At 62.0% G+C, this 15,936-nt stretch carries 22 protein-coding genes; 18 read left to right on the forward strand and 4 right to left on the reverse strand.

What is annotated here, in order from left to right; genetic code table 11:
* The 4 genes from BLV45_RS26290 to BLV45_RS26300 form a co-directional block, all read right to left on the reverse strand.
* Positions 1-198: pentapeptide repeat-containing protein (locus BLV45_RS26290; protein WP_143130485.1), on the reverse strand; the 198-nt coding region annotated here is incomplete at its 3' end.
* A 28-nt stretch (positions 199-226) separates the two neighbouring features.
* Positions 227-367 carry a hypothetical protein gene (locus tag BLV45_RS27700; protein WP_090538242.1) on the reverse strand — a complete coding sequence of 47 codons (141 nt, stop codon included), beginning with the start codon at positions 365-367 and terminating at the stop codon, positions 227-229.
* A 139-nt stretch (positions 368-506) separates the two neighbouring features.
* Entirely contained in the window at positions 507-644 is a 138-nt protein-coding gene (locus tag BLV45_RS27705) for a hypothetical protein (protein ID WP_176954255.1), read from the reverse strand.
* Position 645: 1 nt separating this feature from the next.
* Entirely contained in the window at positions 646-1,332 is a 687-nt protein-coding gene (locus tag BLV45_RS26300) for a LexA family protein (RefSeq protein WP_090538244.1), read from the reverse strand.
* 88 nt (positions 1,333-1,420) lie between these two features.
* On the opposite strand from BLV45_RS26300, the gene BLV45_RS26305 reads away from it, so the two are divergent.
* The 18 genes from BLV45_RS26305 to BLV45_RS26390 all read left to right on the forward strand — a co-directional run bounded on the left by BLV45_RS26305 (position 1,421) and on the right by BLV45_RS26390 (position 15,921).
* Positions 1,421-1,645 (forward strand): YdaS family helix-turn-helix protein, encoded by a 225-nt coding sequence (locus tag BLV45_RS26305; RefSeq protein ID WP_090538179.1) that lies wholly within the window; start codon positions 1,421-1,423, stop codon positions 1,643-1,645.
* Positions 1,646-1,776: 131 nt separating this feature from the next.
* Positions 1,777-3,987 (forward strand): VapE domain-containing protein, encoded by a 2,211-nt coding sequence (locus BLV45_RS26310; RefSeq protein ID WP_090538181.1) that lies wholly within the window; start codon positions 1,777-1,779, stop codon positions 3,985-3,987.
* 228 nt (positions 3,988-4,215) lie between these two features.
* On the forward strand, positions 4,216-4,410 hold the full coding sequence (locus tag BLV45_RS26315; RefSeq protein WP_245753572.1) for a helix-turn-helix domain-containing protein: 195 nt from the start codon (positions 4,216-4,218) through the stop codon (positions 4,408-4,410).
* Between the two features lie 35 nt (positions 4,411-4,445).
* Positions 4,446-4,913, forward strand: coding sequence for a terminase (locus BLV45_RS26320; protein WP_090538185.1), 468 nt, complete (start codon positions 4,446-4,448; stop codon positions 4,911-4,913).
* Complete coding sequence (locus BLV45_RS26325) at positions 4,910-6,463, forward strand: terminase (RefSeq protein ID WP_245753575.1); 1,554 nt, start codon at positions 4,910-4,912, stop codon at positions 6,461-6,463. Before BLV45_RS26320 ends, BLV45_RS26325 begins: the two co-directional genes overlap by 4 nt.
* 12 nt (positions 6,464-6,475) lie before the next feature.
* A complete protein-coding gene (locus tag BLV45_RS26330; RefSeq protein ID WP_090538187.1) occupies positions 6,476-6,934 on the forward strand; it encodes a GNAT family N-acetyltransferase in 459 nt (152 codons plus the stop codon).
* A complete protein-coding gene (locus BLV45_RS26335; protein WP_090538189.1) occupies positions 6,931-7,386 on the forward strand; it encodes a hypothetical protein in 456 nt (151 codons plus the stop codon). The genes BLV45_RS26330 and BLV45_RS26335 overlap by 4 nt, the downstream gene beginning before the upstream one ends.
* Positions 7,383-7,703, forward strand: a complete 321-nt coding sequence (locus BLV45_RS26340) for a hypothetical protein (RefSeq protein ID WP_090538191.1) — start codon at positions 7,383-7,385, stop codon at positions 7,701-7,703. The genes BLV45_RS26335 and BLV45_RS26340 overlap by 4 nt, the downstream gene beginning before the upstream one ends.
* Entirely contained in the window at positions 7,703-9,529 is a 1,827-nt protein-coding gene (locus BLV45_RS26345) for a portal protein (protein ID WP_090538193.1), read from the forward strand. The genes BLV45_RS26340 and BLV45_RS26345 overlap by 1 nt, the downstream gene beginning before the upstream one ends.
* Positions 9,526-9,858 carry a capsid staple protein gene (gene gp10 / locus BLV45_RS26350; protein ID WP_090538195.1) on the forward strand — a complete coding sequence of 111 codons (333 nt, stop codon included), beginning with the start codon at positions 9,526-9,528 and terminating at the stop codon, positions 9,856-9,858. Before BLV45_RS26345 ends, gp10 begins: the two co-directional genes overlap by 4 nt.
* Before the next feature lie 42 nt (positions 9,859-9,900).
* Entirely contained in the window at positions 9,901-10,248 is a 348-nt protein-coding gene (locus BLV45_RS26355; protein WP_090538197.1) for a Bbp19 family protein, read from the forward strand.
* Positions 10,229-10,894: a hypothetical protein gene (locus tag BLV45_RS26360; RefSeq protein WP_090538199.1), complete on the forward strand. Its 666-nt coding sequence runs from the start codon at positions 10,229-10,231 to the stop codon at positions 10,892-10,894. Before BLV45_RS26355 ends, BLV45_RS26360 begins: the two co-directional genes overlap by 20 nt.
* Positions 10,895-10,906: 12 nt before the next feature.
* Positions 10,907-11,926, forward strand: a complete 1,020-nt coding sequence (locus tag BLV45_RS26365) for a major capsid protein (protein WP_090538201.1) — start codon at positions 10,907-10,909, stop codon at positions 11,924-11,926.
* Positions 11,927-11,989: 63 nt separating this feature from the next.
* Positions 11,990-12,445, forward strand: a complete 456-nt coding sequence (locus BLV45_RS26370; RefSeq protein WP_090538203.1) for a Bbp16 family capsid cement protein — start codon at positions 11,990-11,992, stop codon at positions 12,443-12,445.
* Between the two features lie 51 nt (positions 12,446-12,496).
* Complete coding sequence (locus tag BLV45_RS26375) at positions 12,497-12,721, forward strand: hypothetical protein (RefSeq protein WP_090538205.1); 225 nt, start codon at positions 12,497-12,499, stop codon at positions 12,719-12,721.
* A 67-nt stretch (positions 12,722-12,788) separates the two neighbouring features.
* Entirely contained in the window at positions 12,789-13,190 is a 402-nt protein-coding gene (locus BLV45_RS26380) for a hypothetical protein (protein WP_143130483.1), read from the forward strand.
* Complete coding sequence (locus tag BLV45_RS26385; RefSeq protein WP_090538210.1) at positions 13,190-13,855, forward strand: hypothetical protein; 666 nt, start codon at positions 13,190-13,192, stop codon at positions 13,853-13,855. The genes BLV45_RS26380 and BLV45_RS26385 overlap by 1 nt, the downstream gene beginning before the upstream one ends.
* Positions 13,855-15,921: a hypothetical protein gene (locus BLV45_RS26390; RefSeq protein ID WP_090538212.1), complete on the forward strand. Its 2,067-nt coding sequence runs from the start codon at positions 13,855-13,857 to the stop codon at positions 15,919-15,921. The genes BLV45_RS26385 and BLV45_RS26390 overlap by 1 nt, the downstream gene beginning before the upstream one ends.
* Positions 15,922-15,936: the final 15 nt, after the last annotated feature.

Below are 15,936 nucleotides of genomic sequence, written 5' to 3' on the forward strand. Positions count from 1 at the left end.
CGCGCCGCGGAGGTTCGCGCCTTCGAGGTTCGCGCCGTACAGGTTCGCGCCGCCCAGGTTCGCGCCGCCCAGGTTCGCGCCGCCCAGGTTCGCGCTCGATGCAACGGCGGCTTTGACCGTAACAGCGATGCTGTTGGCGTCAGTAACATGGGCGAAGAGAATCGCACCGGTCAGGATGTGCTTTATTTCGATCTTCATTTGTCAGGTTCTCCGTGAGGGGTAAACGTCAGCAGCCGCCGAGTTCGTCGGCAACGCCTTCGCTGATCAGATCGGCAGCAACCTCGCGCAGAAGGTGATCGGTCAACGCGCGCGCGCCGCCCTGTGACAGACGTCGCAACTCGATAAGGTCTTCCGCGAGCTGGCTCATTTCGATCTCCATCGGCTTTGTTTGGTAACGCCGTACACGTACTTTAGGGAGCCGCCGAACAGATGTCAAGTGATGCCGTACAAAATAAGCGAAAAAATACCCGCACTCGGCGGGTATCGATCAGAACCGGGGAGAACTGTCAGGTGCTGCGGTTCCAGTAGGCGTGATCGCGCCGTACGTGGCGGCCGCGCCAATGGACTGCGGCCACGCTAACGGCAAACAGCATGGCAAAGCCCAGCGCGGCGAACGCGAGTTCCGTTGCGATGTATTCGATCATGTCAGTGTTCTCTCCATTGTCCGGTTACCACGCCGATGACGCGGCAGTGCTCGTCGAAGGGCAGGTATTTGTTCGGCCATGACGGGTTCAGCGCGTGCAGCAGCACCGAGCCGTCGCTCTCTACCAGATACTGCTTGAAGGTCGGCACCGTTTCGCCGCGGCGCATCACGACCACCAGCTTTTTATGCGCTGCTTCCTTCGTGGTGTCGACTGAAATGAAGTCGCCATCCCGGAAGGATACATCGCCGCCCGGGTTGTACATGCTTTCCCCCACCACGCGCAAAACGAAGTCCCCCGGATACGGGCTTGTGATCCGCTCCAGGTTAATGTCTCTCAGGTCTTTTGCATTCAATTTTTCACCCCATTCCCCGGCCTGCACCCACGAGATGACCGGCAGCTTTCCGGCCGGTTTGTCCGTACCGGCCACGTTTCGGTCATCAAGCGTAGGCTTATTGTGAGCTTTTGAATCAGGGAGAAGGGTGGTTTTACTGTTGCTGTTCTCAAGCAAAAATTCAACAGTTGTATCTAGAGCATCCGCCAACCTGACAAGTTTGGCCTGATCTGGCCGCGTGCTTCCAGACTCCCATTCCGACACTGAAGAGCGCGTGATCCCGAACACATCGCCGAGCTGCTGCAGGGTCATGCGTTTCGCCTTCCGCTTTTCGCGGATCCGGTCACCGAGACTCATCGTTCGATCCCCCATACAAATTGTTGACTGTACGGCGATGCCTCACTATCATGTTCGGAAATACCTGACATGTGTATTGGGGTGACGAGTGTCGATCATTAAAGAAGCTGTTGACCGGGCGGGGAAAGCGGGGGCTGTTGCGCGTGCAATGGGCATCTCGCGTATCTCCGTCTACGAATGGATTGAAAAGGACCGCCTGCCGCCAGACCGTGTGCTCGCGCTTGCTGAGCTGACCAGCTGGGAATTCACACCCCATAAGCTGGCCCCTGAAAGGTACCCAAATCCGACCGACGGTTTACCCGTACCGGTGTAAGGGCAAGCCTAACACGGACCGAACATTAGCGGAAAAAGAATGCTGCTAGGGAATTCCCCTATGCAGCGTGGGGTTATTTCGTCTAAAGAAAAGAGGTTCGCGGCCGTGTCGAAACCGTCAGAGGCGGATCAATGAACGAACAGATTCTGGTCGACGCGCTCGCGCCGATCTTCTCCCGCGTCGTCACGTCCCACTGCTGGGTCAAGCACGACGGAAAGATGTCCCATTCGCGCCGCCCGCTCACCGCTGACAAGCTCCTGCACCACGTCAACGGTGGCCCGGCGTACGGCGCCGCGCAGATCGAGCCGGGCACCGCAACCACGCGCGTCGCGCTGATCGATCTGGATTCGCACAAGGGCGAGACACCCTGGAGCGTGATGCAGGCGAGTGCGCTCGACATCATGGCGAAGATGGAAGGCTTCGGCTGGAAGCCGATTCCGTTCCGGTCGTCAGGTGGTTCAGGCATCCACATCTATCTGTTATGGGATTTCCCGCAGGACGCGTACAGCGTGCGCTACGGTCTGCGCACCGTGCTTGAAATGTGCGGGCTGCGTGACGGCACGAAGGGGCTCGCCGCGGGCGAAGTCGAAGTGTTCCCGAAGCAGAACAGCGTACCGTCGGACGGGTGGGGCAACATGTTCGTGCTGCCGCTCGCCGGTAAGTCCGTGCCGCTCGATGCATTCGAGCTGGGCGACATGCCGAAGGCATACGCCGCCGAGATGGACTGGCCGGCGTCCGTCGACTGCCCGTATGTCGAGCGCGAAGCCGCCACGCCGCCAGCGCTCACCGATATTCCGGTCGAGTTCGCCACGCTGCGCGCCGCGCTCGATGCGATCCCGAACACGGGCGAGCTTGAACTCGACTATGAACAGTGGCGCGACGTCGTGTTCGGCATCCACCACGCGACGCAGGGGTCTGACGCGGGCCACGCGCTCGCGCACGAGTTCTCTGCACGCTCAAGTAAATACGAGCCACGTTTCCTCGACGAGCGTGTCTGGCCGCACATCGGCAAGACGTCCGGCACCGAACGCGCGCAGATCACCGGGCGGTCAGTGCTGCACATCGCGCGCCAGCACGGGTGGCAGGAACCGATCGAAGATGATTTCGACGTGGTGCCGCACGAGCCGGGTGAGGCTGCTGCGCGTTCGCGTCCCGGGTTCAAGCGCAATAACAATGGCGAGATCCTTGCCGTCATCAAAAACGTGGTCAAAGGGTTGTCCGACCCGTTCGAAGCGGGCGTGCATATCCGCTTCGACGAGTTCCGCGCCGAGATCATGCTCGCCGTCGAAGGCACCGCCGACTGGCGCGGCTTCACCGATGCCGACTACACCCGCCTGCAGATCCGCCTCGAGCAGCAGGGCTTCAAGAAGCTGACTAAGGAAATGCTGCGCGACGGCGTCTGGCTCGTGGCTGACGACAACCGCTTCGACAGTGCGATCGAGTGGCTGCGCACGCTGTCGCACGACGGCGAGCAGCGCATCGAAACATTCTTGCATCGTTATATGGGCGTCGCTGACACGCCGTACACCCGCGCCGTGTCGCGCTATATGTGGACGGCGCTGGCCGGGCGCGTGCTGTCGCCGGGCTGCGAAGCGCCCATGGCACCTGTGTTCATCGGCGGGCAGGGCGTCGGCAAGACACGATCCGTCAAGGCGCTGGCGCCGGCCATCGACTTCTATACCGAACTGAATCTGGCCGACCGTGACGCGGAAGCGTCGCGGCGCATGCGCGGCCGGCTCGTGCTTGAGCTCGGCGAGTTGCGTGGGCTGCACAGCCGGGATTCGGAGTCGATCAAGGCGTTCATCAGTCGCACGCACGAAGAGTGGCGCACGCTCTACAAAGAGTTCAACACCAATTTCGCCCGGCGCTTCCTGTTCTTCGGCACCACCAATCAGGAAGAGTTTCTGGCCGACGAGACAGGCGAGCGACGCTGGTTGCCAGTGCGCGTCGGCAAGTGCGACCCGGACGCGATCGAGCGTGACTGTCTGCAATTGTGGGCCGAAGCGCGCGACGTTTTCGAGTTGACCGAGATCGACTGGCGCGATGCCGAACGCCTCGCGAAAGACGTGCATGCCGACCACAAGATCTCGGACGCGTGGACGCCGGTTGTCGATCAGTGGCTCGACACGCCGGGCGATTTCGAAGAAGCGACATCCACACCACGAACACGTGATTTCTTGCGCGCAAATGACGTGCTGGTTGAAGCACTTCGCTTTGACGCGAAAAGCATCGGAACGCGCGAATTGATGCGCATTGGAAAGGTTTTGCAAGCCGTGGGCTACATGCGCGTGCGTCAGTCGATCAACAAAAAACAGCAATGGGTATGGGTTGTTCCTACCTAGACCACCATCTCCGGTTAGGTGGTCTATGCGCAAAGCCTTATGAAATAAGGAACGTTCCCACCTAGACCACCTAGACCACCTTTCTATATCAATACTGCGTGAGATATATAGGGTGAAAAAGGAAACTTTCCAAAGTAGGGGGGTTAGGTGGTCTAGCAGTCTAGGTAAAAAATTACGCGCTCAGAGGTGAACATGGCAAAGCGAATAGTCGGGGTAAATGAGCGGGGTTTGCGAGTTGGTCAGGACCACCAGCGCGCGAAGCTGAGCGATGCGGCCGTCGAGATGATCCGCAAGCTGCACGAGGAAGGAATGTCGTACAGCATGATCGCCGTGAAGTTCGAAATCAGCCGTATGCAGGCGTGGCGCATCTGCAACTATCGCGAACGCGGGCAATCCGCTACCCGGTTCCGGACGCTCGCGTAACCATACCGCGATGTCAGGGCGTGACTATCACGCTCATGAACCTGAAACTGACACCTGAAAAATTAACCGCGTTTCTAACGATCCTTGCCGACACTGCGAATGTGACGGCAGCGGCGAACGCGATTGGTGTCGCACGTCAAACCGTCTACGCATGGCGTGAATCAGACGCCGAGTTTGCTGCCGCGTGGCAACGCGCCGAGAAACTTGGTGTTGAGGGGATGAAAGACGAGGTCAAGCGCCGCGCGTTCGACGGCGTCGACGAACCGGTCTTCTACCAGGGCGCCGAGTGCGGCACGATCCGCAAGTACAGCGATACGCTCGCGATGTTCCTGATCAAGGCTCACGATCCGGCTTACCGCGATAGCTCCCGCGTTGACATCGGTAACGCGGACGGCAAGCCTTTCGAGATAAGCGACGCGGACGCAGCAACTGAAGCCGCGAAGCTCATTGCAATCGGACTCGCGCGTAAAGCCGAACACGAGGCCGGCGACGATCTGCTGTGAACCGCGCCGATATCGAAGCCGCACTTCCCTTCATGACGCCGGGTGAGCGTCACCAGCTTTATTCGCTGCTCGCTGCGACGAAGAAACTGTGGCGCCCGTTGCCCGGGCCGCAGACCATGGCATACGAGTCCGACGCCGACGTGATCGGCTTCGGTGGCGCGGCCGGTGGCGGCAAGACCGATCTCGCAATTGGCAAGGCACTCACCCAGCACCAGAAGTGCATCGTGGTCCGCAAGAACGGGACCGAGCACGTCGGCATGGTCGACCGTATGGGCGAACTGCTCGGCACGCGCGACGGATGGAATTCCAAAGACGGGATATGGCGCCTGCCCGATGTGCAGGTCGAATTCGGCTCCGTGCCGAACATGGGCGACGAGCAGAAGTATCGCGGGCGCCCGCACGACCTGATCATCTACGATGAAGCTGCGGAAATCCCGCAAATCCAGATCCGTTTCCTGATGGCGTGGAACCGCACCACGGACCCCAAGCAGAAGTGCCAGACGCTGCTCACATTCAACCCGCCATCGTCCGCTGAAGGGCGCTGGCTGATCGAGTTCTTCGCACCGTGGCTCGATCGCAAGTACCCCGGCAAGCGCGCGCTGCCGGGCGAGTTGCGCTGGTTCGCCACGGTCGACGGCCACGACATCGAAGTCGCAGACCGCACGCCATTCGAGCACGGCGGCGAACTCGTGATTCCGCGCTCGCGCACATTCATCCCCTCACGCGTGACCGATAACCCGCACCTGGTGGGCACGAACTACGTGTCGCAGCTCCAGGCGCTGCCCGAACCCCTGAGGTCGCAAATGCTCTACGGCTCATTCGAAGCGGGCATGGAAGACGACGCCATGCAACTGATCCCCACCGAGTGGGTCGACATCGCCATGGCGCGCTGGACCGCTCTGCAGGCCAGGCCGCCTATGGATTCGATCGGCGTCGACGTGGCGCGTGGTGGGCGCGACAACACGATCATCGCGCGCCGCCATGGCATGTGGTTCGACGAAGCAGTCGTCAAACCCGGCAGCGCGACACCGGACGGCCCCACCGTGGCCGGCAACGTGATCGCCGCACTGCGCGATGGTGCGCCGATCCACGTCGACGTGATCGGAGTCGGCTCGAGCCCGTACGACTTCCTGAACCAGATGAGCGTGCAGGTGTACGGCGTGAACGTGTCGGAAGCCGCGCGCGGCGTGGACAAGTCGGGGCGGCTCCGGTTCTTCAACCTTCGCACCGAACTCTGGTGGCGCATGCGCGAGGCGCTGGATCCGCTCGCGAACAACGGCATTGCGCTACCCCCTGACAAACGCCTCGCAGCCGATCTGTGCGCGCCCAAGTGGCGCGTGCAGGGCAAGACGGTGCAGGTCGAGTCACGCGAAGACATCGAGAAGCGCATCAAGCGGTCCCCTGACTGGGCATCCGCCTACGTGCTCGCGCTGATCGACACACCGAAGCTGCACGACCTGACGCGTAACCATACCGCGCGGCACGACGAATACGATCCGTACGCATATTCGATGCCGCGCAACCGCAGCGAGCACAACCCCTACGCGTAAAGGAATCCGGCAATGGCCGTCGTCCGCGAATGCACGTTCGATGAACTCGCCAGTGCGGCGGGCTTCGACGCGCTCTGTGCGGAATACGCAGCAGAGTCGGGGCGCATGGCCGAGTTCGGCCCGCCGAAGGTTGACGTGGACGCATACCGGGCGATGGAAGCCGCAGGCATGGCGCACTGCATCGGTGTCTGGTGCGACGATGAACTGACCGGCTTCGGCGTTGTGACGCTCTCGGTCCTGCCGCATTACACGAAGCTGATCGGTTGTCTCATTTCGTTCTTTGTCGCTGAGCGTGCCCGCAATGGCAGCGCAGGCACGCAGATCCGCAAACTTGCCGAGGACATCGCGAAAGAGCGTGGCGCACTCGGCATGATGATCAGCGCACCAAGCGAAAGCCGGCTCGATGTGATCCTGCCGCGCAGCGGATATCGCGCAACGAATCGCCTGTACTTCAAGGGCTTCGGTCAATGAACGCGGTCGCCGAACGCTCACCCGCGCTTGTCGCGCCCGACGCGCAGACCCTTAGCCGGTTGCGCGATCTGGATGCAGCAATGCTCGCGCTGCCGCAGACCGAGATTGCCATCGATCACCTGATCCACGGTGGCATGTACGCGCGTACAGCGCACGTTCCAGCCGACCAGCTGGTATCGGGCGCGCTGCTGCACCGCGCAACAGTGCTCGTGATTTCCGGCGACGTGACGGTTTTCACGGGCACCGATGCGGTACGGCTCACCGGCTTTCACATCCTCCCCGGCAGCGCCGGGCGCAAGCAGCTATTTCGCACGCACACCGAAACGCACATGACGATGGTGCTGCGCAGCGACGCGCAATCGGTTGACGAAGCCGAACACGAATTCACCAGCGAACCGGAACTGCTCATGAAGTCAGCCGGCAGTGTCACGATCACAGGGGAAAAAGCATGAGCGGAGTTATCGCCGGTATCGGCGTCGGCATTAGCGCTGCTGCGGCCATCGCGTCGCACGTGCAGGCCAACCAGCAGGCCGCTGACACACGCGGGCACGCCGGTGATGCAGCCAACGCAGCCAAAGCCGCAGGCACCGCACAGAAAGCCACGGCGGCCGATACGTCAGCGCTCAACCCCGGCGGCACGCCCGCTGCGGCTGGCGTCAACAGCGGCCCGGCATCCACACTGCTCACCGGCTCGGGCGGCGTCGCGAACGCCGCACTGAATCTCGGCGGTGGCGCGGGGCTGGGCGGTAACACTCTGCTCGGCTCGTAATGGCGACGCTGCTCACGAACGACCAGACCGCGCTGCCGGACGCGTCCACCGACAAGCCAAGCCAGTCGGGCGGGAATGCGAAGCCGGTCAAGACGCGTAAGGAACTGATTCTGCAGCGCTGGTACGCGCTGAAGAACGAACGGTCATCGTGGATCCGCGAATATAAGGACATCAGCAATGTCCTGCTGCCGCGCGCCGGCCGGTTCTTCGTCGAAGACCGGAACCGCGGCAACCGGCGTAACCAGAACATCTTCGACAGCACGGCCACGAAATCGCTGCGCGTGCTTGGCGCCGGACTGATGGCCGGTGCGACATCGCCCGCCCGCCCGTGGATCGCGCTCAAGACGCCGTATGACGATCTGAACAAGAAGCACTCGGTCAAGACCTGGTGCGCCGACGTCACGAAGCTGATTCTCGACATCTTCAACCGGTCGAACGTGTACCGGTCACTGCATTCGATGTACGAGGAAATCGGCGCGTTCGGTACGTCGGTGTCGATCATCATGACCGACTATCAGGACGTGATCCGCATGTACCCGCTGACGGCCGGCGAGTACTGCATCTCGACCAGTGACCGCGGCGAAGTCGACACGCTCTATCGCGAATTCCAGAAGACCGTCGCCCAGCTCGTGAAGCAGTTCGGCTACGCGAACGTGAGCGACAACACACGGAGCATGTACGACACCGGCAATCTGGACGTGTGGCGCACGGTGATCCACTGCATCGAGCCGAACGAAGACCGCGACCCCTCGAAGTCCGACGCGCGCAACATGGCGTGGACGTCGACGTATCTTGAGATCGGCGGCTCGTCGGACTCGCAACAGTCATCGAACATGGGTACGACGGGCGGCGACAACGCGCTGCTGTCCGTATCGGGCTTCAAGAAATTCCGCGTGGTGGCTCCCCGCTGGTCGACCTACGGCGGCGACATCTACGGCAACGGGCCGGCAATGGACGCGCTGGGCGACATCCGCCAGCTTCAGCACGAGCAGCTTCGCAAGGGTCAGGCAATCGACTACATGACGAAGCCGCCCCTGCAGATGCCGACGTCGCTGAAGAACCACGATATCGACACGTTGCCGGGCGGCGCGTCGTACGTGGATTCGGCAACCCCGAACGGTGGCATCCGTACGCTGTTCGACGTCAATCTGCGACTCGACTACCTGCTGAGCGACATCGAAGACGTGCGTTCGCGCATCAAGAGCGCGTTCTACGAAGACCTGTTCCTCATGCTCGCGAACAACACGAACGCGAACATGACGGCGACGGAAGTCGCGGAACTGCACGAAGAAAAGATGCTGATGCTCGGTCCGGTGATCGAGCGCCTGCACGATGAACTGCTCAAGCCGCTCGTTGACGCGGCCTTCGACATCATCGTCGAAGCGGGTCTGCTACCGCCGCCCCCACCGGAACTGGCCGGCGTCTCGCTGCAGGTCGAGTTTGTCTCGATCCTCGCGCAGGCACAGAAGCAGATCGGCACCAACTCGATCGACAAACTGACGATGGCGCTTGGCGCTGTCGTCACGATGCAGATCAACGCGCAGCAGCCTGTGACCGTGCTCGACAACTTCGATCCCGACGGCTGGTACGAGCAGTACACCGACGCACTCGGCACCGATCCGGGACTCGATGTCGACCCCGATCAGCGCGACGCAGCACGTGCAGCGCGCGCCAAGGCTGCGCAACAGGCACAACAGCAGGCCGCGATGCAGCAGGCCGCAGAGACAGCGAAGACGGCCGCGCAGGCACCGACTCAAGGCGGCGCAAGCAATGTGCTGTCCGACACCATGAGCAACCTCACCGGATATACAGGCGGTCCGCAATGATCTCGATGAAACTCACGCCGGCTGAAGCCAAGGCCGAAACGATGCTCGGCGATGACGAGGAAGACGGCGGCCCGCAATACCCGTACGGCCTGACGATCTGCCTCGATGACGACCTGTTCGCCAAGCTCGGTCTCGATCCGGCAAACCTGCCGAAGGTCGGCGCGGTGTTCTACATCGAGGCGAAGGCCGAAGTGTGCAGCACCAGCCAGTACGCCAACCAGAACGACACCGACACCAGCATCTCGCTGCAGATCACGGACATGTCGCTGTCTACCACCGACGATGACGCGGGTAAGCCCGACATCGCCAATCGTCTCTACGGTAGCTGACCGTAACCATACCTCGAATACGCGCCCCTATATTCCGCACACATGAGCAGCGACTTCAACCCGACCGACCTTGCCGCGCTCGACGAACAGCGCGTCGCAGCTAAAGAGCAATCGCGCTTTGAAGCCGTGGTCGAGATGGACGATATCCGCTGGCTCATGAGCGGCAAACGTGGCCGTCGATTCGTGTGGCGCCTGCTCGGCGACGCCCGGCTGTACCAGCAGTCGTTCGACGGTAACGCGAACTGGTCGATCTTCAACGAAGGCAAACGCAGCATTGCGCTAAAGCTCATGGCACAGATCCATTCGATCGAAGGTGGCCTCGAACTCTACGCGCAGATGGCGAACGAAGCGCAGGTAAAGGACAAACCAAATGGCTTACCCCACCACTGATAGCCAGGCGGCACCGGCAGACGCGACCAGCACGGCGGCAAGCCCCGCCGATGCATCGCAGAGCCAGGCAGCAACGCCCGATGCCAGCACCGCGCAGGCAGCGAGCACCGAAGCAAAGCCGGTTGAAGGCGACGCTGCGAAGCCAGGCGAAAAGCCTGCCGACGAAGCAAAGCCCGCTGAAGTCACATACGAATTCAAGCTGCCCGAAGGCGTCGAGTTCAAGGGCGAATTACTGGACGAGCTGAAGACGACGGCGAAGGAACTCGGCTTGACGCAGGAGCAGGCACAGCGTGTTGCGGATCTCGGCGCCAAGCAGGCGCAAGGGTTTGCGGCGCAGCTGGTCGCGCAGCAGAAGACGCTGACCGATGAATGGGCGCAACAGACCACGACGGACAAGGAAATCGGCGGCGACAAGCTGCCGGATAACCTGGGCGTCGCGAAGAAAGCGCTCGACTCGTTCGGCACCCCTGCGTTGAAAACGCTGCTGAATCAAAGCGGCCTTGGCAATCACCCGGAAGTCGTCCGGTTCATGGTCAAGGCGGGCAAGGCAATCAGTGAAGACGGCCAGCTCGTGACAGGTGCAGCAGCGCAGGCAGACCGCGCCGCCAAGCCGATCGAGAACCGTCTCTATCCGAACCAGAAATAAGGGGCGCACACCATGGCCGTGCTTGGAACCAAGAATCCCACGCTGCTCGACGTAGCGAAATCGCTCGACCCGTACGGCACGACTGCCGACGTGGTCGAACTGCTCAACCAGACCAACGAAATCCTGCTGGATGCGACGTGGGCCGAAGGCAACCTGCCGACCGGCCACCGCACCACGGTTCGTACTGGCTTGCCGTCGGTCGTATGGCGCCGCATGTATGGCGGCGTGCCGGCGAGCAAGTCGACGCGTGCACAGGTCGACGAAGCGTGCGGCATGCTCGAAGCACGTAACGAAATCGACGTGAAGGCCGCAAACCTGAACGGCAACAGCGCCGCGTTCCGCCTTTCGGAAGCCAACGCGTTCCTCGAAGCGATGAACGAAACGATGGCGCAGACGCTGTTCTACGGCGACACGACGGTCTTTGCCGAGCGCTTCAACGGTCTCGCCACGCGCTACAGCACGATCTCGGGCGCCCCGAACGGCAACAACATCGTTGATTGTGGCGGCACGAGTTCGAACAACTGCTCGATCTGGCTCGTGAGCTGGGGCGATCAAACGCTCACCGGCATTTTCCCGAAGGGCACGAAGGCCGGGATCATCCACCAGGACCTGGGCGAAATCGACGCGTTCGATTCGAACAACAACCGTTTCCGCGCTCTCGCTGACCGCTGGGAATGGAACTGCGGTGTAGCGCTGAAAGACTGGCGCTATACGGTGCGCGCGGCAAACATCAACGTGGCCGATCTGGTCACGTCGACTGCGCCGACGTTCCCGGGCGTGAACGGTACGTCGCCGGTCAGCCTGCCGGATCTGCTGATCGAAATGACCGCGCGCCTGCCGCGTCAGGGTGTTGGCCGTCCGGTGTTCTACGTGAACCGCACCGTGGGCAAGATGCTGCGCCGGCAAGCGATGAACAAGTCGCAGAACGCACTGAGCATCGAAGTCGCTCAAGGCCAGATCACGACGATGTTCCTCGGCATTCCGATCCGCATCTGCGATCAGTTGCTGTCGACTGAAGCCCGCGTCGTCTAAGCGAAGCGCAAAGGTGCAGGCCGTCTCGGCGGCTTGCTCTTAAACGAAACAGGAGTAAGCACCATGATTATGGATCAACAATCCCTGTTCTCGGATGCGCAGGCCGTCACGGTCACCGCGAATTCGAGCAACGTCATCGACACCTTGCCGGGCGGTCAGAACACCAAAGCCGGCATTGGCGACGGTCAGGATATCCGCCTGTTCGCGCAGGTCAATACGACCTTCACGGCTGGGGGCGGCGCCACGATGGTGATCGCGCTCGTGTCCGCTGACGATGCCGCGCTGACGACCAACGTCATCACGCACTTCGCAACAGCCGCGATCGCCGTCGCCTCGCTCACTGCCAAGTCGCGCCCGGTGCAGCTCGCACTTCCGTACGGCAAATATCGCCGGTACGTCGGGCTGCAGTACACGGTGGCAACCGGTCCGATGACCGCTGGCGCGATCACCGCGGGCCTGGTCGAAGACCTGCAGACGCTCAACGGCACGGTCGATTACGCGAAGGGCTTCACGGCCTAAGCGGATACCGGGCTTCGGCCCGGCTCATTCGATCGAACTGGAGCGTAAGACATGGGTATCAAAGTTATCGCAACCGCGCCGGGCTACTACGGTCACTACCGCGAAACGGGCGACGAGTTCGAAATCGCGGACGAGCAGGCGCTTCACCACTCGTGGATGGAGCGTGCAGACGGCAAGGCGATCAAGCGGCCGAAGGTGGCGCAGCCGCAAGCCACGGGCAACAACCCGGCTGGCGCGTTGCCGCGTAACCCGGACATCGATCCCGACCTGTCGTAAAGGGCTTGCGCATCGGTGAGTGATTACGGGAGCCCGCGTGGTTCCCGTTTCTATTTGAGGGGTGTGCATGATGTCTAACACGAACCAGCGCCCGGGCGCGAACCCCGTGAGCCTGACCAACGACCTGTTTGAAGTCCTGCAAGAAGGCTATCGCGTCAACATGACGGGGGCGCAGCTCCTGGCGGGACTGGGCGCGATTCGCACGACCACCGCCAGCGCCGCAGTCGCGCTCGGTGACGTCACTGTGATCGTCGACGCGACGGGGGGCAACAACACGCAGACGCTGCCTGCCGCAGCGAGTGCGACCGGGCGCGAGTTCGTCATCAAGAAGAAAGACGCCTCGGCGAACACCGTCACCGTGAAGGGCAACGGCACCGAACTTATCGACGGCGCCAACACGAAGGTCATCGCCGCGCAGTACGGCACCGCGCGCGTGAAGTCCGACGGCGTTCAGTACTGGGTGCAGTAATGGCGAGCGAAGTCGACATCTGCAATCTGGCACTTGCGCACCTGGGCGATCGCGCCACGGTGTCGAGCATCAGCCCTCCCGAAGGCAGCGCGCAGGCCGAGCATTGCGCCCGGTTCTATCCGATCGCACGTGACATGGTGCTCGAAGCGCATGAATGGGGTTTCGCGACGAAGCGCGCGAATCTCGCGTTGCTCACCGATACGCCGCCGCCCGGCTTCCAGTTTGTCTATCAGATGCCTGTTGATTGCCGCAACATCATCGACCTGATCGACCCGAACGCGCCGACGTTCTTCCCGATCGACGAACGTTGTGGGCACTGGCAGGACGATGCGTTCACGATGCCAGCCGTGCCATACGAGCTCGAAGCGCGCGGCGACGGAACCGCCGTCTTTTACACGAACCTTGAAAACGCGATTATTCGCTACGTCGCGAGCGTCACCGACACGACCAAGTTTAGCGCACAGGTCGTCGACACGATCGCCTGGCTGCTGGCCGCGTACCTGGCCGGGCCAGTCATCAAAGGGGACGCTGGCGCCACCATGGCGGGGGCGTGCATGAAGGCGTATCAGATCAGCCTTGCGCAGGCGCGTACCAACGATGCGAACAACCGGCGCCGCTCTATCTCTCAGTCGCAACGCCCCGCGCCCTGGCTCCAGAACCGATAATGCCGAACATCAAGAACCTGCTCCGTTCGTTCGCCGCCGGCGAGATCACGCCGGAATTGTTCGGGCGCGTCGATCTCGACCAGTTTCAGACCGGGCTTGCCCTGTGCCGCAACTTCATCACGTTGCCGCACGGCCCCGCGGTGAACCGCGCTGGCACGGCGTTCGTGCTGGCGGCGAAGAACAGCGCGACGCGCTCGCGCCTGATCCCGTTTACGTATAGCACCACGCAGACGATGGCGCTCGAATTCGGCGTGAACTATATCCGGTTCCACACCAACGGGCAGACGCTGCTGACCGCCGACGGCACGGCGATCTATGAAGTCGCGACGCCGTACGCCGAAGCCGACCTGTTCGACCTGCATTACGTGCAGTCGGCCGACGTCATGACGATCGTGCATCCGAACTATGCGCCGATGGAGTTGCGCCGCATCGGCGCGTCGAACTGGACACTCACCACGATCAGCTTCGTGTCGTCGGTCGCAACGCCGACCACCGCGCCGACAGCCGTAGCCACGCATGGCAGCACCGGCACACCGGTCTATGTCGACTACACCTATTTGTACACCGCGCTGTCGTCGACCGGTGAAGAATCACTGGCATCGCCGACTGCGACGTGCAACAACGATCTGACGCTCGCGGGCTACACGAACGCCATCTCGTGGGCAGCGCAAGCGGGCGCCACACGATACAACGTGTACCGCAAGTTTCAGGGCATCTATGCGTTCATCGCGCAGACTGAAGACACGAGCATCGTCGACAACAATATCAGTCCCGACACCGGCACGACACCGCCAGAACTGACGAACCCTTTCAGCGGAGCCGGAAATTTCCCGGGCGCGGTCAGCTACGAGCAGCAGCGCCGCGTCTTTGCGAGCACCGTCAAGCTACCGCAGAACATGTGGATGACGCGCACCGGCACCGAGTCGAACCTGTCGGCCAGCACGCCGTCGCGCGACACGGATGCGCTGACGTTCCGCATCGCAGCGCGCGAAGCGAACACCATCCGGCATATTGTTCCGCTTTCGCAGCTCGTGCTGCTGACGTCAAGCGCCGAGTGGGCAGTAACCGCCAACGGATCTGCTACGCAGGCGCTGACGCCGAGCACGCTGTCGGTGCAGCCGCAAGGCTATACCGGCGCGTCCAACGTCGTGCCCGTCACCGTCAGTAACTCGCTGCTGTACGCGATGGCGCTCGGCGGTCACGTCGGCGAGATGACGTACAACTACTATGCTGGCGGCTACGTCACGCAGGACATCAGCCTGATGGCGCCGCACCTGTTCGACTTCTTCACGATCGTCGACATGGCCTATTCGAAAGCGCCGTACCCGATCATGTGGTGCGTTTCTTCGAACGGCACGTTGCTGGGGCTCACCTATTCGCCCGCTAACAAGGTGTCTGCGTGGCACCACCACGATACTGACGGCGTGTTCGAATCCGTATGCGTCGTGACTGAAGGCAGTGAGTCGGTTCTCTATGTGATCGTCAATCGCACCATTCAGGGCGCGCAGGTCCGCTACGTCGAGCGCATGCACTCGCGCAAGGTCGAAGTGCTGACCGATAGTTTCTTCGTCGACGCAGGCGTGCTCTATTCCGGCACCGCGACCACGACGATAACTGGCCTGAACCATCTTGAAGGCAAGACCGTCAGCATCCTCGCCGACGGCGCCGTGCAGCCGCGGCAGACCGTGACGGGCGGCGCGGTTACCCTGCCGGTGGCTGCAAGCATCGTGGCCGTCGGCCTGCCGATCACGGCCGACCTGCAGACGCTGCCCTTCTCGTTCCAGGCGCAGGGGTACGGGCAGGGCATGCTGAAGAACGTCAACAAGGTCTGGCTGCGCGTGCACAACTCGTCGGGCATCTTCGCTGGCCCGTCGCTCGACGAGCTCGTGCAGTACAAGCAGCGCACCACCGAGCCATACGGATCGCCTCCCGCGATGATCACTGGCGTGATCGAACTCGACCTGTCACCGGGCTGGGATGACGACGGCTCGGTGTATATCCGCCAGTCGGACCCGCTGCCGCTGATCGTGGCATCGATGACCATCGAAGCCGCAATAGGGGGCTGATTTGGCAAAGCTGAT

It is taken from the genome of Paraburkholderia sartisoli (genome assembly GCF_900107685.1).
Classification (GTDB): Bacteria; Pseudomonadota; Gammaproteobacteria; order Burkholderiales; family Burkholderiaceae; genus Paraburkholderia; species Paraburkholderia sartisoli.